The organism is Streptomyces sp. NPDC026515 (assembly GCF_055567595.1).
Genome location: NZ_JBVHQD010000011.1, coordinates 109232 through 128185, shown reverse-complemented (window position 1 = coordinate 128185; position 18954 = coordinate 109232). Strand labels below are relative to the sequence as shown.

Sequence of the window (18954 nt, the reverse complement as noted above, 5' to 3'; positions counted from 1 at the left end):
CCGGCGCGCGGGTGTGCGGGGACAGTAGCTGACGGTGCGTCAGACGGCCAGGGGTGCGCGCCCCCCGGCCGACGCCGGCACCACCGCCGGCTTCGGCAGCACCGCGTACAGCAGACCCGAGACGACGATCGTCGCGATCCAGCCCAGCCCGTACCGGCCGACGGGGTTGTTCGCGGCGAACGGGCCGGTGAACCAGTCGGACCTGGTGAACAGGGATCCGGCCAGCAGGCCGAGCGCCCAGGCCGTGACGGCGGCGGGGGAGAAGCCCGCCCGGTACCAGTAGGCGCTGGCGCGGCTGGTGTCGAGGAGCGCCGTGGCGTCGTACTCCCGCCGCCGGAGCATGTCGACCCCGAAGACGCCCACCCACGCCGAGAACGCCACCGCCAGCAGCGACAGGAAGGCGATGAACGTACCCATGAACGAGGTCGCCGCCAGCATCAGCACCCCGGCGAGGACCAGTGAGATCACCGCGTTGACGGCGACGGCCCAGTGGCGGGGGATCCGGAAGCCGAGGGCCTGCGCGGTGAAGCCCGCCGAGTACATCGACATCGCGTTGATCAGGAGCATGCCCGCCAGGGCGACGAGCAGATAGGGGACCGCGAGCCACAGCGGGAGGATCTCGCCGAGGAAGGAGACGGGGTCGCCCGCCCGGGCGAGCTCCGGCATGCCGGACGCCATCACCGCGCCCATCAGGACCATCGGCAGGACGACGATCACGGCGCCGCCGACCGTGTTGCACACGATCGCCGCCGAGGACGCCGTGGACGGCAGATACCGCGTGAAGTCCGGCGAGGCCGGCGCCCAGCTCATCCCGCCCGCGGCGATCAGCCCGATGCCGGTGATCATCGCCGCTGTGGAACCGGCGTGCTGTGCGAGCAGCCTGCTCCACTCCGTCGTCGCGATCAGCCGGCCGAGGACCAGCAGCGTGAAGGCCCCGAACAGCCAGGTCGCCCACCGGTTGCAGCGCCGCACCGCCCTGATGCCCATGCCCGAGATCGCGAACGTGGTGATCACGAAGAGAAGGAGGGTGGCGATGATCAGGACGGGGCCGCTCCGGACCCCGAAGAGGATGTCCAGGACCGTCAGCAGCGCATAGGCGCCGGTCACCGCGTTGATCGTCTCCCAGCCCCAGCGCGCCACCCAGATCAGCGCACCAGGCAGCAGGTTGCCGCGCTGCCCGAAGACCGCGCGGGAGAGGGTCATGCCCGGCGCGGCACCCCGTCGGCCCGCGATGCCGATCAGTCCGACCAGGCCGTACGACACGGTCGGGGCCGCGATGCCGGCCGCCAGGGCCTGCCAGAAGTTCAGTCCGAACAACACCGCCAGGGTCGCGCCCATGGTCAGCAGCAGGACGGTGATGTTGGCGGCGATCCAGATGGGGAGCAGTCCGCCGGGTGTGGCGGTGCGCTCGGAGTCCGGGACGGGTTCGAGGCCCCGGGTTTCGAGGCCGTGCCGCTCCAGCGACTCTTCCAGATGTTCGAGGGCGCCATCGTGGTGGGCGGTGGTCCTCATGGGCAGTCATCGTACTTTAGTCCAACGAATGCCCCCAAAATGGGCATGCCGATTCGGGGCATCGTCCGGAAACTCCTTCGCGAGGGAGCAAAGTCGTGCCCGGGGGAGGGATGGATACTGGACGCGTTATGGAAACCGTCATCCTTGCTGTAGTCATCGCCGTGGTCGTGCTCGGTGCGCTCGGCGGGCTCGTCATCGGCAGCCGGCGCAAGAAGTCGCTGCCCCCGCCGCCGCCCGCCGCGCCCGACATCACCGCGCCCCCGGCCGAGCCGCACGTCGGCGACGAGGCCGAGACGCCGCGCGACGAACCGCGCCGGACGATAGAGGAGGTCGACCTTCCCGACGGCTCGGCTCCCGTCGTCGTAGAAGAGCCACCGGCTCCCGAGATCGAGATCCCCGAGCCCACGGCCGGCCGTCTGGTCCGGCTGCGCGCCCGGCTCTCCCGCTCCCAGAACGCGCTCGGCAAGGGGCTGCTCACGCTGCTCTCGCGCGAGCACCTCGACGACGACACCTGGGAGGAGATCGAGGACACCCTGCTCACCGCCGACGTCGGTGTGCAGCCCACCACCGAGCTGGTCGAACGGCTGCGCGAGCGCGTCAAGGTGCTCGGCACCCGCACCCCCGTGGAGCTGCGCGCCCTGCTGCGCGAGGAGCTGCTCAAGCTGGTCGGCACAGAGGCCGACCGCGTGGTGAAGACCGAGCCCGCGGACCGCAAGCCCGGCATCGTCATGGTCGTCGGCGTGAACGGCACCGGCAAGACCACCACCACCGGCAAGCTCGCGCGGGTGCTCGTCGCCGACGGCCGCACGGTCGTCCTCGGCGCCGCCGACACCTTCCGGGCCGCCGCCGCCGACCAGCTCCAGACCTGGGGCGAGCGGGTGGGCGCCTACACCGTGCGCGGGCCGGAGGGCGGCGACCCCGCCTCCGTCGCGTTCGACGCGGTGAAGGAGGGCAAGGAGATGGGGGTGGATGTCGTGCTGATCGACACCGCCGGGCGTCTTCACACCAAGACCGGGCTCATGGACGAGCTCGGCAAGGTCAAGCGGGTCGTCGAGAAGCACGCCCCGCTGGACGAGGTGCTGCTCGTCCTGGACGCCACCACCGGCCAGAACGGCCTGGTGCAGGCGCGGGTCTTCGCCGAGGTCGTCGACATCACCGGCATCGTGCTCACCAAGCTGGACGGCACGGCCAAGGGCGGCATCGTGATCGCCGTCCAGCGCGAACTGGGCGTACCCGTCAAGCTCATCGGCCTCGGCGAGGGCGCGGACGATCTGGCGCCGTTCGAGCCGGAGGCGTTCGTTGACGCCCTTATCGGGGAGTAGCGGCCGGGCAGTGAACGTGCCGGCCCGCGTGAGAGGCGCCCGTTCCCGACGTGTGGTCGGGGACGGGCGCCTCCGCATGGCGGGCCGCGGTGGCTCGGCCGACGCGAAGAAGGGCCCCGCCGCACGGTGCAGATGCGGCGGGGCCCTCCGCTGTCGGCCCGGCGAAGCCGGCTACGCCCGCGACCGGTGCGCCACGTAGGCGAGCGTGCCGAGCAGCAGCCGGGCCGCCGGCGGCCGGGTCGCCGAGTCCAGGGCCGGTGGCCGCAGCCAGCGCACCGGGCCCAGGCCGCCCCGGTCCGACGGCGGCGCGGTGATGTACGCGCCCGGACCGAGGCCGCGCAGGTCCAGGGAGGCCGGGTCGTCCCAGCCCATGCGGTAGAGCAGTTCGGGAAGTTCGGCGGCGGCGCCGGGGGCGACGAAGAAGTGGGCCAGGCCCTCGGGGGTGGCGGTGACCGGGCCGATCGGCAGGCCCATCCGCTCCAGCCGGACCAGGGCCCGGCGCCCGGCGGGTTCGGCGACCTCGATGACGTCGAACGCCCGGCCGGCCGGCAGCATCACCGCCGCGCCCGGGAACTCGCCCCAGGTCTTGGTGACTTCGTCGAGCGTGGCCCCGGCGGGCAGCCGGGGCGCGAAGTCCAGGGGATGGGCTCCCGGCGCGCCGCAGTCGGCGAGCCCGCACGAACACGCTCCGGCCGCGGCCCGGGCCCCCGGGACCACGTCCCAGCCCCACAGGCCGGTGAACTCGGCGACGGCGGTGCAATCCGATGAACGGCCGCGCCTGCGCGTGCCGGAGCGGATCTCGCGAATGCCGCCGATCGTGAAGCCCATGCCCCCTCCAACGGGTCCGCCGTGCCGGTGGTTACGACACGGAGCGGGACGGAAACGGAACGTGACGCTACGGCTCCGCTTTCCCTCGCGCCCGCAAGGTCAAGGCGGCGCCTGGAGGCGCCGCCGGTGGTGCGCCTGGGGTTGTGCGCCCCCGAGTGCACCGCTCCGCCTACTCCCGGCCGTCCTATGTCAAGTGAATCGCGCCAGCGCCATCGTGGGTTCATTCGAAGGGGTGGCGAATGGTGGCGTTTCCGGGATCGCCATGGCTGGAGCAGTGATCGTAGGATTACTTTGAGTGCACGAGGCCTGGGGGCACATGCACTCATGGGTATGCCGGAGGCAACTAGGCATCCCGTTCGAAGGGTGAGAACTGGCGGACGGGAAGCCGTATTTACCGGCATTCTGATAGGGCTTGGCGCATCCGGCATCAAGTGGTCTCAGGGATGGGGGCGTTCCAGTGGGCGGCAACGGCGGAAGCGGGACGACCGCGGCCAGTACGGACAAGCGCCCCAATGAGCTGCTGAACTCGTGGTTCGTGCGCAGTGGCTGGTCCAAGGGCGAGCTGGCGCGGCAAGTGAACCGCAGAGCGCGTCAGTTGGGGGCCAACCACATCTCGACCGACACGTCGAGGGTGCGCCGCTGGCTCGACGGGGAGAACCCGCGCGAGCCGATCCCCAGGATCCTCTCCGAGCTGTTCTCCGAGCGCTTCGGCTGCGTCGTATCGGTCGAGGACCTCGGTCTGCGGGCCGCCCGCCAGTCACCCTCGGCGACCGGCGTCGACCTGCCCTGGACGGGCCCGCAGGCGGTGGCCCTGCTCAGCGAGTTCTTGCGCAGCGACCTGATGCTGGCGCGGCGCGGCTTCCTCGGAACCTCGCTGATCCTGTCGGCGGGCCCGTCCCTCATCGAACCCATGCAGCGCTGGCTCGTCCCCTCGCCCACCGCCCCGCACCAGGACCCCGAGCCGGCGGCCGACTCCCGCCGCCCGGGCCGTCTGTCCAGGCCCGAGCTGGAGCTCCTGGAGTCCACCACGATGATGTTCCGCCAGTGGGACGCCCAGTGCGGCGGCGGCCTGCGCCGCAAGGCGGTCGTCGGCCAGCTGCACGAGGTCACCGACCTGCTCCAGGAACCCCAGCCCGAGGCCACCACCCGCAAGCTCTTCAAGGTCGCCGCCGAACTGGCCGAGCTGGCCGGCTGGATGTCGTACGACGTCGGGCTCCAGCCCACCGCCCAGAAGTACTTCGTGCTCGCGCTGCACGCGGCCAAGGAGGCCGGCGACAAGCCGCTGGGCTCGTACGTCCTGTCCAGCATGAGCCGTCAGATGATCCACCTCGGCCGGCCCGACGACGCCCTGGAGCTGATCCACCTCGCCCAGTACGGCAGCCGGGACTGCGCGAGCCCGCGCACCCAGTCGATGCTGTATGCGATGGAGGCCCGCGCCTACGCCAACATGGGCCAGCCCGGAAAGTGCAAGCGCGCGGTCCGGATGGCCGAGGACACCTTCGGCGAGGCCGACGAGTGGGACGATCCGGATCCGGACTGGATCCGCTTCTTCTCCGAGGCCGAGCTCCACGGCGAGAACAGCCACTCCTTCCGCGACCTGGCCTACGTCGCCGGCCGCAGTCCCACCTACGCCTCCCTGGCCGAGCCACTGATGCAGCGGGCCGTGGAGCTGTTCGCCAAGGACTCCGAGCACCAGCGGTCGTACGCGCTGAACCTCATCGGCATGGCCACCGTGCACCTGCTGCGCGGCGAGCCCGAGCAGAGCACGGTTCTCGCCTCCGAAGCCATGGGCATCGCCAAGAAGGTGCGCTCGGAACGCGTGAACACTCGTATTCGAAAGACGGTGGACGCGGCCGTCCGTGCCCACGGCGACCTCGCCGCGGTCATCGACCTCACCGAACAGCTCGCCGTCGACCTGCCGGAGACCGCCGAGGCGGTCTGAACCCCGGCACACCCCAGACCCCGGCCGCGGCCGGCCCTCCCGAACTGCCCGACTCGGCTCCCCCATGCCAGGTCATCGGAAGGCCGCCGCGGCCGGTTCTCCTCGTCTCCGCCGTGTCGCGGAGACGACCGGGAGAAGGTTGCGCCACGATAACGATCCCGCGGCCCGGCATCTGGCAGTTCATCGACGCGTAACACGCAGGGCGTCTTCGTCACTCCGGCGAAACAACGAGGGGCAACGACCGAAACCGCGCTGCGCCAGTCTCGTGGCGCATAACCGGCCCACCCCCCGCTTGAACCGGACCGCTCTCAGGCATCGCCCGCACCCGGGCCGTACCAATCGACGAGGAGACGCCGATGGCACCAGCCATCATGCTTGCCGCGGAGGGACCCAAGCTGTCCTCCGCGAACACAGGCTTCATGCTCATCTGTTCCGCCCTGGTGCTGCTCATGACGCCGGGACTCGCCTTCTTCTACGGAGGCATGGTCCGCGTCAAGAGCACCCTGAACATGCTGATGATGAGCTTCGTCAGCATCGGGATCGTCACCATCCTGTGGGTTCTCTACGGCTTCTCCCTTGCCTTCGGCTCCAGCAACGGCTTCATCGGGTTCAACTCCGACTGGCTGGGGATGAGCAACGTCGGTCTGACGGAACTCTGGGACGGCTACACGATCCCGATCTTCGTGTTCATGGTCTTCCAGATGATGTTCGCGGTCATCACACCGGCCCTGATAAGCGGTGCCATCGCGGACCGCGTCAAGTTCTCGGCCTGGGCGCTCTTCGTCGCCCTGTGGCTCACGATCGTCTACGTCCCGGTCGCGCACTGGGTCTGGGGCGCCGACGGCTGGGCCTACAAGCTCGGTGTGATCGACTTCGCCGGTGGTACCGCGGTCCACATCAACGCCGGTGCCGGCGCCCTCGGTGTGATCCTGGTCATCGGCAAGCGCGTCGGCTTCAAGAAGGACCCGATGCGCCCGCACAGCCTTCCGCTGGTCATGCTCGGCGCCGGTCTGCTGTGGTTCGGCTGGTTCGGCTTCAACGCCGGCTCCTGGCTCGGCAACGACGACGGCGTGGGCGCGCTGATGTTCGTCAACACGCAGGTCGCCACCGCCGCCGCCATGCTGGCCTGGCTCGCCTACGAGAAGATCCGGCACGGCGCGTTCACCACGCTGGGCGCCGCCTCCGGCGCGGTCGCCGGTCTGGTCGCGATCACCCCGTCCGGTGGCGCCGTCTCCCCGCTCGGCGCGATCGCCGTCGGCGCCATCGCCGGTGTCGCCTGCGCCGCGGCCGTCGGACTGAAGTTCAGGTTCGGCTACGACGACTCCCTGGACGTCGTCGGCGTCCACATGGTCGGCGGCATCATCGGCTCCCTGCTCATCGGCTTCTTCGCCACCGGCAAGGGCCAGTCCACCGCGACCGGCGTCTTCTACGGCGACCACTCCTTCACCCAGCTGTGGAAGCAGTTCGCCGGTGTCGGCGCGGTCCTCGCCTACTCCCTGGTGGCCTCCGCGGTCCTCGCCTTCCTCCTCGACAAGACCATCGGCATGCGGGTCTCCGAGGACGAGGAGGTCTCCGGCATCGACCAGGCCGAGCACGCCGAGACTGCATACGACTTCAGCGGCACGGGCGGCGGTGTCATCGGCTCCGTCTCCGCCGCGGCCCTGGCCGGCACGAGCAAGAAGGTGGACGCATGAAGCTCATCACCGCCGTCGTGAAGCCGCACCGGCTCGACGAGATCAAGGAGGCCCTGCAGGCCTTCGGCGTGCACGGCCTCACGGTCACCGAGGCCAGCGGCTACGGGCGGCAGCGCGGCCACACCGAGGTCTACCGTGGTGCGGAGTACACGGTCGACCTGGTGCCCAAGATCCGCATCGAGGTGCTGGCCGAGGACGAGGACGCCGAGCAGCTCATCGACGTCATCGTCAAGGCCGCCCGCACCGGCAAGATCGGTGACGGCAAGGTCTGGTCCCTCCCGGTCGAGACCGCCGTACGGGTCCGCACGGGCGAGCGCGGACCGGACGCACTGTAGAACAGAACCATCTGAATACAGGCAGGAGTCGCTGGGTGACGGGTACGGATGTTCGGAACGACGCAGAGGACACGGGACCCAGCGGCTACGCGGCGGCCCGGCTGCGCCTCCTCACCGAGGGGGCGCGGTCCGGGCCGTCGCGCCGTACCGCCCTCGCCGAACTCACGGACGACTGGCTGACCGGCCTGTTCGCGGCGGCCACCGAGGGCATCACCGGTGGCGTCTCCCTGGTCGCCGTCGGCGGCTACGGGCGCGGCGAGCTCTCCCCGCGCAGCGACCTCGACCTGCTGCTGCTCCACGACGGCGGCGACTCCGGTGCGGTGGCCGCCGTCGCCGACCGGCTCTGGTACCCCGTCTGGGACCTGGGCCTGGCCCTCGACCACTCGGTGCGCACGTCCGCCGAGGCCCGCAAGACCGCCGGTGACGACCTCAAGGTCCAGCTGGGCCTGCTGGACGCCCGCCACATCGCAGGCGACCTGGGCCTGACCTCCGGACTGCGCACCGCGATCCTCGCCGACTGGCGCAACCAGGCGCCCAAACGCCTTCCCGAACTCCAGGAGCTCTGCGTCGAGCGCGCCGAACGCCACGGCGAGCTGCAGTACCTGCTGGAACCGGACCTGAAGGAGGCCCGCGGCGGGCTGCGGGACGCCACCGCGCTGCGCGCCGTCGCCGCCTCCTGGCTGGCCGACGCCCCGCGCGAGGGCCTCGCCGACGCCCGCCGGCGCCTGCTGGACGTCCGCGACGCCCTGCACCTGGCGACCGGGCGGGCCACCGACCGCCTCGCCCTCCAGGAGCAGGACCAGGTCGCCGCCGAACTGGACCTCCTCGACGCGGACACGCTGCTGCGCCAGGTCTACGAGTCCGCGCGGGTCATCTCGTACGCCAGCGACGTCACCTGGCGTGAAGTGGGGCGCGTGCTGCGGTCGCGCGCCATGCGGCCACGGCTGCGCGCCATGCTGGGCGGCGGCAAACCGCTCACCGAGCGCTCCCCGCTCGCCGAAGGCGTGGTCGAGCAGGACGGCGAGGTGGTGCTCGCCCGCGCCGCCCGCCCCGAACGCGACCCCGTCCTGCCCCTGCGCGCCGCGGCCGCCGCCGCGCAGGCCGGCCTCCCGCTCTCCCTGCACGCCGTACGGCGCATGGCCGCCACCACGCGCGCCCTGCCCACGCCGTGGCCCGCCGAGGCGCGCGAGCAGCTGGTCACCCTCCTCGGGTCCGGCCGCCCCACCGTGGACGTGTGGGAGGCGCTGGAGGCCGAGGGCCTGATCAGCCGGCTGCTGCCCGACTGGGAGCGAGTGCGCTGCCGGCCGCAGCGCAACGCCGTGCACATCTGGACCGTCGACCGCCACCTCATCGAGACCGCCGTCCGCGCCTCCGAGTTCACCCGCCGCGTGCACCGCCCCGACCTGCTCCTGGTCGCCGCGCTGCTGCACGACATCGGCAAGGGCTGGCCCGGCGACCACTCGGTGGCCGGCGAGATCATCGCCAAGGACGTGGCGGCCAGGATCGGCTTCGACCGCGCGGACGTGGCGGTCCTGTCGACGCTCGTACGACACCACCTGCTGCTCATCGAGACCGCCACCCGGCGCGACCTGGAGGACCCGGCCACCGTCCGGCTGGTCGCCGAGGCGGTCGGCAGCCAGGGCACCCTGGAGCTGCTGCACGCCCTCACCGAGGCCGACGCACAGGCCACCGGCCCGGCCGCCTGGTCGTCCTGGCGCGGCTCGCTCGTCGCCGACCTGGTCAAGCGGGTCTCGGCGGTCCTCGCCGGGGACACCGCCGACGAGCCCGAGCCGGGCGCGCCCACGGCCGAGCAGGAGCGGCTGGCCATCGAGGCCTTCCGCACCGGCGGCCCGGTGCTGGCCCTGCGCGCCCAGACCGAGCCCGCGGCCACCGACGAGGAGCCGACCGGCGCCCCCGAACCGCTCGGCGTGGAACTGCTCATCGCCGTACCGGACCAGCCGGGCGTCCTGCCGGCCGTCTCCGGGGTCCTGGCCGTGCACCGGCTCACCGTCCGCACCGCCGAGTTCCGCTCCCTCGACCTCCCGGACGACGTCGACGACGGCACCGTGCTGCTCCTGGACTGGCGGGTCGCCGCCGAGTACGGCTCCCTGCCCCAGGCCGCCCGCCTCCGCGCCGACCTGGTCCGCGCCCTGGACGGCTCCCTGGACATCGCCGGACGTCTCGCCGAGCGGGACGCGGCCTACCCGCGGCGCCGGGGCTGGGTGGCCCCGCCGCCGCGGGTGACGGTGGCTCCCGCGGCCTCCCGGCACGCCACGGTGATCGAGGTACGGACGCAGGACGCCCCCGGGCTGCTGTTCCGGATCGGGCGGGCGCTGGAGGACGCCGGGGTACGGGTACGCAGCGCGCACGTCAGTACCCTCGGCTCCAACGCCGTCGACGCCTTCTACGTGACCGGCGCCGACCACGCGCCGCTGCCCGCGGAGGAGGCCGGCTCCGTGGCGCGCAAGCTGGAGGAGACGCTGAGGGCCTGACCGCACGGTTGTGCACGGCGGGGACCACTTCCTTGCGCGGCCGGATACCCTGGAAGACGCTCACCGCCCCCGACTCCGAGGACCGACGCCGCCGTGTTCGACACTCTCTCCGATCGCCTTTCAGCGACCTTCAAGAATCTGCGCGGCAAAGGGCGTCTGAGCGAAGCGGACATCGACGCCACGGCGCGGGAGATCCGCATCGCGCTGCTCGAGGCCGACGTGGCCCTTCCCGTCGTCCGCACGTTCATCAAGAACGTCAAGGAGCGGGCTCTCGGCTCCGAGGTCTCCAAGGCCCTGAACCCGGCCCAGCAGGTCCTGAAGATCGTCAACGACGAGCTGGTCACCATCCTCGGCGGCGAGACCCGCCGGCTGCGGTTCGCCAAGCAGCCGCCCACCGTGATCATGCTCGCCGGTCTCCAGGGCGCCGGTAAGACCACCCTCGCCGGAAAGCTCGGCCACTGGCTCAAGGGGCAGGGCCACTCCCCGCTCCTGGTCGCCGCCGACCTCCAGCGCCCCAACGCCGTCAACCAGCTCAGCGTCGTCGCCGAGCGCGCCCAGGTCGCCGTCTACGCGCCCGAGCCGGGCAACGGCGTCGGCGACCCGGTCAAGGTCGCCAAGGACTCCATCGAGTTCGCCAAGCAGAAGGTCCACGACATCGTGATCGTGGACACCGCCGGCCGCCTCGGCATCGACCAGGAACTGATGCAGCAGGCCGCCGACATCCGGGACGCGGTCAGCCCCGACGAGATCCTCTTCGTCGTCGACGCGATGATCGGCCAGGACGCCGTCACCACCGCCGAGGCCTTCCGTGACGGCGTCGGCTTCGACGGTGTCGTCCTGTCCAAGCTCGACGGTGACGCCCGCGGTGGTGCCGCGCTCTCCATCCGCCAGGTCACCGGCAAGCCGATCATGTTCGCCTCGAACGGCGAGAAGCTCGACGACTTCGACGCCTTCCACCCGGACCGGATGGCTTCCCGCATCCTCGACATGGGTGACCTGCTCACCCTGATCGAGCAGGCGGAGAAGACGTTCAGCCAGGAAGAGGCCGAGAAGATGGCCTCCAAGCTGGCGTCCAAGAAGGGCCAGGACTTCACCCTGGACGACTTCCTGGCCCAGATGGAGCAGGTCAGGAAGATGGGCAGCATCAGCAAGCTGCTCGGCATGCTGCCCGGCATGGGCCAGATCAAGGACCAGATCAACAACCTGGACGAGCGGGACGTCGACCGCACCGCCGCGATCATCAAGTCGATGACCCCGGGCGAGCGCCAGGACCCGAACATCATCAACGGCTCCCGCCGCGCGCGTATCGCCAAGGGTTCCGGTGTCGAGGTGAGCGCGGTCAAGGGGCTCGTCGAGCGGTTCTTCGAGGCCCGCAAGATGATGTCCCGCATGGCCCAGGGCGGCGGGATGCCGGGCATGCCGGGGATCCCGGGCATGGGCGGCGGCCCCGGCCGTACCAAGAAGCAGCCGAAGCAGGCCAAGGGCAAGCAGCGCTCCGGCAACCCGATGAAGCGCAAGCAACAGGAGCTGGAGGAGGCCCAGCGCCGCGAGGCGGCCGCCCAGGGCGGGAACGCCTTCGGGGTGCCGCAGCAGGGCGCCCAGGACTTCGAGCTGCCGGACGAGTTCAAGAAGTTCATGGGCTGATACCCACCGTGCGCGTGCCGGGGGTTGGTCGGTGTCGTACCTTCCGCATATGACCAACCCCGCGCCGCCGCGCAAGTCGCCCGACCAGCCCTGGCGTACCGAGGGTGCCCCCGAGGAGCCGTCGAAGCCGCCGCCCGGCGGGCCCAGGATGCGCGGCGGGTGGTGGCGGTTGATCATGACCGCGCTGGTGGTCTACCTGCTCGCCAACCTGGTGCTGTCCTACTTCGACCAGGCGAACGAACCGACGATCTCGTACACCGAGTTCAGCAGGCAGGTGAACGCCGGCAACGTCGACAAGATCTACGCCAAGGGCGACTCGATCCAGGGGCAGCTCAAGAAGGAGCAGAAGAACCCCGAGGGCGAGGGGAGCTACAGCAAGTTCAACACCGAGCGGCCCTCCTTCGCCGACGACGACCTGTGGGCCAACCTGACCAAGCACAACGTCACGGTCACCGCCGCACCGGTCGTCCAGCACCGCAGCTTTCTCGCCAACCTGCTGATCTCGCTGGCGCCGATCATCATCCTCGTCGCGGTGTGGGTCTTCATCGCGCGCCGGATGAGCGCGGGACTCGGCGGCGCGGGCGGCATGCTGGGACGCAAGGCGCCGCCCAAGCCGGTCGAGCTGGAGCCCGGACAGCAGCGGACCACCTTCGAGGACGTGGCCGGCATCGACGAGGTCGAGGGCGAACTCAACGACGTCGTCGACTTCCTGAAGAACCCCGACGCCTATCGCAGGATGGGTGCCAAGATGCCGCGCGGCGTGCTGCTGGCGGGCCCGCCCGGCACCGGCAAGACGCTGCTGGCGCGGGCCGTGGCCGGTGAGGCGGGGGTGCCGTTCTTCTCGGCCTCCGCCTCCGAGTTCATCGAGATGATCGTCGGCGTCGGCGCCTCCCGGGTCCGCGAGCTGTTCGCGGAGGCCCGCAAGGTCGCCCCCTCCATCATCTTCATCGACGAGATCGACACCATCGGCCGGGCCCGTGGCGGCGGCGCCTCCATGGGCGGACACGACGAGCGCGAGCAGACCCTCAACCAGATCCTCACCGAGATGGACGGCTTCTCCGGCTCCGAGGGCGTCATCGTCATCGCGGCCACCAACCGCGCCGACATCCTCGACCCCGCCCTCACCCGGCCCGGCCGCTTCGACCGGGTGGTCCAGGTGTCACCCCCGGACCGCACCGGCCGCGAGGCCATCCTGGAGATCCACACCCGCCAGATCCCGCTCGCCGAGGGCGTCGACCTCGCCCAGGTCGCCCGCACCACCCCGGGCATGACCGGCGCCGAACTGGCCAACCTCGCCAACGAGGCCGCCCTGCTCGCCGTCAAGCGCAAGCAGGACGAGGTCACCCAGGCCGACCTCTCGGAGGCCCTGGAGAAGGTCCAGCTCGGCGCCGAACGGCCGCTGGTGATGCCCGAGGAGGAGCGCAGGCGCACCGCCTACCACGAGAGCGGACACGCTCTGCTCGGCATGCTCCAGCCCGGCGCCGACCCGGTCCGCAAGATCACCATCGTGCCGCGAGGCCGCGCGCTCGGCGTCACCCTGTCCACACCGGACGCGGACAAGTACGCGTACACCGAGGAGTACCTGCGCGGCCGGATCATCGGCGCGCTCGGCGGAATGGCCGCCGAGCAGGTGGTCTACGACGTGATCACCACCGGTTCGGAGAGCGACCTGGAGCAGGTCACCAACATCGCGCGCGGGATGGTCTCCCGCTGGGGTATGAGCGAGGAGGTCGGCCGCCTCTCCGCGCTCCCGAACGACGCCCAGCAGGCCTACGGACTCGCCGCCGCGCCCCAGACCCTCGACGCGATCGACACCGAGATGCGCCGGATCGTCGACGAGTGCTACGAGGAGGCCCGCCGCAAACTCCGCGACCACCGCGACCAGCTGGACGCACTGGCCCAGGCCCTGCTGGAACGCGAGACCCTGGAGGAGGCGGACGCCTACCGCATCGCGGGCATCCCTCGCCTGACCAAGACCTCCGACGAGACCTGACCGCCCCGGATCCGAGCGGCCCGCACGGGCGCGGGGCTGTATCGGCTTGCGGCATCGACTTGCGGCTCCGCCGCGTGGGCGCGACCAGCCCCACGGCGCCGCACACACATATCGGCCAGCCCGGCGGAGCGTCAGCGCACGCGGGCGATCAGATACCGGAAGACGTTCGGCATCCACACCGTGCCGTCCGGCCGCTGGTGCGGGTGGAGCGCTTCGGTCAGCTCCTTGTCGACCTGCTCCTGATCGGTCGCCGCGATCGCCGCGTCGAACAGTCCGGTCGACAGCAGCCCCCGTACGGCACTGGCCGTGTCGGCGTACCCGAACGGGCAGGAGACCCGTCCGGACCCGTCGATCCGCAACCCGGCCCGCTGGGCGACCTCTTCCAGGTCGTCGCGGCAGGCCGGCCGCCAGCTGCCCGCGCTGCGCAAGGGATCGGCCAATTTCGCGGCCACCCGCAGGACGGACGAGGTCGCGCAGCGTTCCGGCGGCCCCCAGCCGACCAGCACCACGGCCGCCCCGTGCGCCGCCGCCGGCGTCGCCTCGGCGAGCAGTCCGCCGAGCCCTTCGGCGTCGCCCGCCAGGCAGCCGATCGGGTCGAAGGCGGTGATCAGGTTGTACGCGGGCGCCTGCGGGTCCGCCGCGTCCGCCGGGCGGCCTTCGACGATCCGGGGACCGCCGCCCCGCGCGCGTGGCCCGCGGGAAGGCTCGGGCAGCAGGCGCTCACGGGCGAGGGCGAGGCGGTCGGGGCAGGAGTCGACTCCGGTGACCGCGGCCCCTGTGGCCGCCGCCATCAGCAGGGCCAGACCCGAGCCGCAGCGCAGGCCCAGCAGCCGGGTGGCGGGACCCACTTCGAGTCGCTCGTGGACGGTCTCGTAGAGCGGCACCAGCATCCGCTCCTGGATCTCTGACCAGTCACGCGCGCGTGCGCCCAGGTTCACGCGGGGTGCGGAGTCCGCGTGAGACGGGTGATGCCGCACGAGCGTAGGTGTCATAGGTAAGCGCCCCAATCCGCCGAGAGTTACGCACTGACCGATCCCGTGGTCCCCGTGTCGTGCGCTCGCACTTCCCACGTATGCCAGGTAACTCCGGGCTCGCGGTGGCGTCCAGAGGTCGCGGCTGCCCGCTTGTGCATGGACTATGACTGTGGCGAGATTTCACATCCCCGCAACTTGTGGCTCTACCATCGGACCCACGACACGGCGGTTCTGGCCATGGTCGGCGGCCACGGCGGCCGCACGGTGTCCGGTCGCGGGAGAGGGGCCGGTGCCGGATGACGACGGGATCCGAGTAACGTCGGAGCCGTCGCGGGCGCTGAGCGAGATGGCGTGTCCGCCACGAGAGCGACCGAAAGGCCTCTTGCGCATCCACGGACCATCGCCGTGACGGCTTCTACGCCGGAGTACGTGCCGGGCCGTACGTCAGGCTACGCACCGGCTTGGTACGAGCTGTGAGGCTTCTCCGCAGATCAGCGCACCCGTACTCGTCTCCACGCATCAGTGCCAACTGACGGGTACGTGCAAATTATTTGGGATGCCCCGGAATCGGAACACAGTGGCACTCCCGCTCGTTCTCATTACGTGAGCACGACACAGACACCACCTGTTCTCGCCGCGGAGCTGGCAGAGGCGTGGGCCGACATTCAGCGGTACCACCCCGAGCTGCCGGACCTCGCCGCGCCGGAGTCCCTGATCGGAGAGTCGTCGTCCGCGTGCGGACACGAACTCTCCTTCGAACGACTGCTCCATGAGGCAGTCCACGGCATCGCCGCAGCCCGTGGAGTGCGCGACACCTCCCGGGCCGGCCGCTACCACAACCGCAGATTCCTCGCGATCGCCGAGGAGCTGGGCCTGGACCACCCCGACGAACCGCACCCCAGCAGTGGCTTCTCGCTGGTCACGCTCAACCCCGAGGCCAAGCGGCGCTACCGGCCGACCATCGAGAGGCTGCAGCGCGCTCTCAAGGCCCATACGGTGGCGACCTCCGCCGACACCTCCCGTACCTTCCGCGGCCCGGCCGCCCGCCACGGCTCGTCCGGTGGCGGCGTCCGGGTCAAGGCGGTGTGCGACTGCGGACGCAACGTCCGGGTGGTGCCGTCGGTCCTCGCCCAGGCGCCCATCGTGTGCGGCGGGTGCGGCAAGCCGTTCCGCATCCCGGAGGTCGTGGGAGCGGCGGCGAGCTGAGCACACGGCTGCTCGTGGCAGTCGTAGCCATCGCTCATCGCCGCACCCCGGTCTCCGCGCAGGCAGCGCACCCGACGCGCCTCACCTCCGCGCCGGGTGCTCCTGCGGCGTGCCCAGGGCCCGGGGCCTCGCCGTCGTCCAGAGCGACCCGCGGGGTGTGGCACAATGGCTAGCTGTACTCGACAGCCGCACAGGACCCCTCTCTCCTCCGGCTGACGCGTCCATCGGGCACTCGGGTACCGCAACCCCACGCGGCAATCTCGCCGTGCCCAAACACGTCAAATCCAGGAGAACCCACTCCAGTGGCAGTCAAGATCAAGCTGAAGCGTCTGGGCAAGATCCGTTCGCCTCACTACCGCATCGTCGTCGCCGACTCCCGCACCCGTCGTGACGGCCGTGCGATCGAGGAGATCGGCAAGTACCAGCCGACCTACAACCCGTCGGTCATGGAGGTGGACGCCGAGCGCGTCGCCTACTGGCTCGGTGTCGGTGCCCAGCCGACCGAGCCCGTGCTCGCCATCCTCAAGAAGACCGGCGACTGGCAGAAGTTCAAGGGCGAGCCCGCCCCGGCGCCGCTGCTCGTCGCCGCGCCGAAGGCCGCGCGTCCGACGTTCGAGGCGCTCGGCGGTGACGACGAGGGCAAGGGTGAGGCCATCACCCAGAAGAAGAAGGCTGAGAAGAAGGACGAGGCCGCGGCTGAGTCCGAGTCGACCGAGGCCTGAGCACCATGCTCGAAGAGGCGCTTGAGCACCTCGTGAAGGGCATCGTCGACAACCCCGACGATGTGCAGGTCGCCTCGCGCGACCTGCGCCGCGGGCGCGTGCTGGAGGTCCGGGTGCACCCCGACGACCTCGGCAAGGTGATCGGCCGCAACGGCCGTACCGCTCGCGCCCTGCGTACCGTCGTGGGCGCCATCGGCGGTCGCGGAGTCCGGGTCGACCTCGTCGACGTGGACCACGTCCGCTGACGCTTCATCGCAACCGGCTCGGGCCGGGGAGGGCCACTGGGCCGTCCCCGGCCCGTAGTCGTATGGCTGGTCGTACGAGTCCTATGACAGGAGAACAAGCACAGTGCAGCTGGTAGTCGCACGGATCGGCCGCGCCCACGGCATCAAGGGCGAGGTCACCGTCGAGGTACGTACCGACGAGCCGGAGCTCAGGCTCGCGCCCGGCGCCGTACTCGCCACCGATCCCGCCTCGACGGGACCGCTGACCATCGAGACGGGCCGGGTGCACAGCGGCCGTCTGCTCCTGCGCTTCGAAGGGGTCGCGGACCGTACCGGCGCCGAGGCCCTGCGCAACACCCTCCTGATCGCCGAGGTCGATCCGGAGGAGCTGCCCGAGGACGAGGACGAGTACTACGACCACCAGCTGATCGACCTGGACGTGGTCACCGTGGACGGCACCGAGGTCGGCCGGATCACCGAGATCTCGCACCTGCCCTCCCAGGACCTGTTCATCGTGGAGCGGGCCGACGGCAGCGAGGTGATGATCCCGTTCGTCGAGGAGATCGTCACCGAGATCGACCTGGCGGAGCAGAAGGCGGTCATCGCGCCCCCGCCGGGCCTGATCGACGACCGGGCCGCGATCGCCTCCGCACGGGAAGAGTCGTAAGAGATGCGCCTCGACGTCGTCACGATCTTCCCCGAGTACCTGGAACCGCTGAACGTCTCGCTCGTCGGCAAGGCACGCGCGCGTGGACAGCTCGACGTGCGTGTGCACGACCTGCGGGCCTGGACCCACGACCGCCACAACACCGTCGACGACACCCCGTACGGCGGCGGACCCGGCATGGTCATGAAGACCGACCCCTGGGGCGACGCCCTCGACACCGTCCTCGCCGACGGCTACGAGACGGGTGCGCACGCCCCCGCCCTGATCGTGCCCACCCCCAGCGGCCGCCCCTTCACCCAGGAACTCGCGGTCGAACTCTCCGAGCAGCCCTGGCTGGTCTTCACACCGGCCCGCTACGAGGGCATCGACCGGCGGGTCATCGACGAGTACGCCACCCGGATGCCGGTCCACGAGGTGTCCATCGGCGACTACGTGCTCGCCGGCGGCGAGGCGGCCGTACTCGTCGTCACCGAGGCCGTGGCCAGGCTGCTGCCCGGCGTCCTCGGCAACGCCGAGTCGCACCGGGACGACTCCTTCGCGCCCGGCGCGATGGCCAACCTCCTGGAAGGCCCCGTCTACACCAAGCCGCCCGAGTGGCGGGGGCGTGACATCCCGGAGGTGCTGCTCAGCGGGCACCACGGGAAGATCGCCCGCTGGCGCCGTGACGAGGCCCTGAAACGCACGACCGCGCACCGGCCCGACCTGATCGAGCGCTGCGAGCCCCAGGCGTTCGACAAGAAGGACCGCGAGATGCTCTCCATCCTGGGCTGGGAACCGGACCCGCAGGGAGCGCCCCACGGCCGATTTTGGCGCCGGGCCCCCGGCGTGGAAGAATAGGCGGCTGTTGTGCCGTGAACCGTCCGGTGTGCGCCCCTGCCACAGGGGGAGACGACGCCCACCCCGACGGCCCGGCCCATCTCCCGAGAACCTCTAGTTCCGTTGATGACCTGTGGCATCAGCGAAGAAAGCAGAAGAAAATGGCTCACCTGCTCGACACCGTCGACTCCGCGTCGCTGCGCAGCGACGTCCCGGCCTTCCGCCCGGGTGACACCGTCAACGTCCACGTCCGCGTCATCGAGGGCAACCGCTCCCGTGTGCAGCAGTTCAAGGGCGTTGTGATCCGCCGCCAGGGCAGCGGTGTCCGCGAGACCTTCACGGTCCGCAAGGTCTCCTTCTCCGTCGGCGTCGAGCGCACCTTCCCGGTGCACACCCCGATCGTCGAGAAGATCGAGCTCGTCACCCGCGGTGACGTGCGTCGCGCCAAGCTGTACTACCTGCGCGACCTGCGCGGCAAGGCCGCGAAGATCAAGGAGAAGCGCGACAACTGATCGCGCGATCGGCTCGCGATCCGCAGGCGAGCGAGCCGATAGGAAAGTGCCTTACCGGGGCCGGATACCAT

16 protein-coding genes are annotated in these 18954 nt (G+C 70.9%); 13 read left to right on the top strand and 3 right to left on the bottom strand.

Annotated features, from left to right (window positions below; all coding sequences use genetic code 11):
* Positions 1-39 precede the first annotated feature (39 nt).
* Positions 40-1512, bottom strand: coding sequence for a purine-cytosine permease family protein (locus tag ACZ4O3_RS24020; protein WP_467724162.1), 1473 nt, complete (start codon positions 1510-1512; stop codon positions 40-42).
* 128 nt (positions 1513-1640) lie between these two features.
* Between ACZ4O3_RS24020 and ftsY the strand changes: the two genes are divergently transcribed.
* Positions 1641-2834, top strand: a complete 1194-nt coding sequence (ftsY, locus tag ACZ4O3_RS24015) for a signal recognition particle-docking protein FtsY (protein ID WP_384995341.1) — start codon at positions 1641-1643, stop codon at positions 2832-2834.
* A 171-nt stretch (positions 2835-3005) separates the two neighbouring features.
* Here the strand turns inward: ftsY and ACZ4O3_RS24010 are convergent, their stop codons facing one another.
* Positions 3006-3662, bottom strand: coding sequence for a bifunctional DNA primase/polymerase (locus tag ACZ4O3_RS24010; protein WP_362721355.1), 657 nt, complete (start codon positions 3660-3662; stop codon positions 3006-3008).
* 457 nt (positions 3663-4119) lie between these two features.
* Between ACZ4O3_RS24010 and nsdA the strand changes: the two genes are divergently transcribed.
* From nsdA to ftsH, 6 genes are all read left to right on the top strand, one after another.
* Complete coding sequence (gene nsdA / locus ACZ4O3_RS24005) at positions 4120-5604, top strand: transcriptional repressor NsdA (RefSeq protein WP_467724159.1); 1485 nt, start codon at positions 4120-4122, stop codon at positions 5602-5604.
* A gap of 356 nt (positions 5605-5960) precedes the next feature.
* Complete coding sequence (locus tag ACZ4O3_RS24000; RefSeq protein ID WP_362721349.1) at positions 5961-7298, top strand: ammonium transporter; 1338 nt, start codon at positions 5961-5963, stop codon at positions 7296-7298.
* Positions 7295-7633, top strand: coding sequence for a P-II family nitrogen regulator (locus tag ACZ4O3_RS23995; protein ID WP_093498850.1), 339 nt, complete (start codon positions 7295-7297; stop codon positions 7631-7633). The genes ACZ4O3_RS24000 and ACZ4O3_RS23995 overlap by 4 nt, the downstream gene beginning before the upstream one ends.
* A 35-nt stretch (positions 7634-7668) precedes the next feature.
* A complete protein-coding gene (locus tag ACZ4O3_RS23990) occupies positions 7669-10125 on the top strand; it encodes a [protein-PII] uridylyltransferase (RefSeq protein ID WP_467724157.1) in 2457 nt (818 codons plus the stop codon).
* A gap of 93 nt (positions 10126-10218) precedes the next feature.
* On the top strand, positions 10219-11769 hold the full coding sequence (ffh, locus tag ACZ4O3_RS23985; protein ID WP_362726765.1) for a signal recognition particle protein: 1551 nt from the start codon (positions 10219-10221) through the stop codon (positions 11767-11769).
* A gap of 49 nt (positions 11770-11818) precedes the next feature.
* Complete coding sequence (gene ftsH / locus ACZ4O3_RS23980) at positions 11819-13762, top strand: ATP-dependent zinc metalloprotease FtsH (RefSeq protein WP_362726762.1); 1944 nt, start codon at positions 11819-11821, stop codon at positions 13760-13762.
* Between the two features lie 131 nt (positions 13763-13893).
* Here the strand turns inward: ftsH and ACZ4O3_RS23975 are convergent, their stop codons facing one another.
* Positions 13894-14754, bottom strand: a complete 861-nt coding sequence (locus ACZ4O3_RS23975) for an SAM-dependent methyltransferase (RefSeq protein ID WP_467724155.1) — start codon at positions 14752-14754, stop codon at positions 13894-13896.
* Between the two features lie 585 nt (positions 14755-15339).
* Here ACZ4O3_RS23975 and ACZ4O3_RS23970 point away from each other — a divergent pair.
* The 6 genes from ACZ4O3_RS23970 to rplS all read left to right on the top strand — a co-directional run bounded on the left by ACZ4O3_RS23970 (position 15340) and on the right by rplS (position 18883).
* A complete protein-coding gene (locus ACZ4O3_RS23970) occupies positions 15340-15942 on the top strand; it encodes a hypothetical protein (RefSeq protein ID WP_351323543.1) in 603 nt (200 codons plus the stop codon).
* Between the two features lie 302 nt (positions 15943-16244).
* Complete coding sequence (gene rpsP / locus ACZ4O3_RS23965; RefSeq protein ID WP_362718974.1) at positions 16245-16664, top strand: 30S ribosomal protein S16; 420 nt, start codon at positions 16245-16247, stop codon at positions 16662-16664.
* 5 nt (positions 16665-16669) lie between these two features.
* Positions 16670-16909, top strand: a complete 240-nt coding sequence (locus ACZ4O3_RS23960; protein ID WP_005479813.1) for an RNA-binding protein — start codon at positions 16670-16672, stop codon at positions 16907-16909.
* 103 nt (positions 16910-17012) lie between these two features.
* A complete protein-coding gene (rimM, locus tag ACZ4O3_RS23955) occupies positions 17013-17555 on the top strand; it encodes a ribosome maturation factor RimM (protein WP_467724153.1) in 543 nt (180 codons plus the stop codon).
* A gap of 3 nt (positions 17556-17558) precedes the next feature.
* Entirely contained in the window at positions 17559-18392 is an 834-nt protein-coding gene (trmD, locus tag ACZ4O3_RS23950) for a tRNA (guanosine(37)-N1)-methyltransferase TrmD (protein WP_362718969.1), read from the top strand.
* A 140-nt stretch (positions 18393-18532) separates the two neighbouring features.
* Complete coding sequence (gene rplS / locus ACZ4O3_RS23945; protein ID WP_362718966.1) at positions 18533-18883, top strand: 50S ribosomal protein L19; 351 nt, start codon at positions 18533-18535, stop codon at positions 18881-18883.
* The last annotated feature ends 71 nt before the right edge of the window (positions 18884-18954 follow it).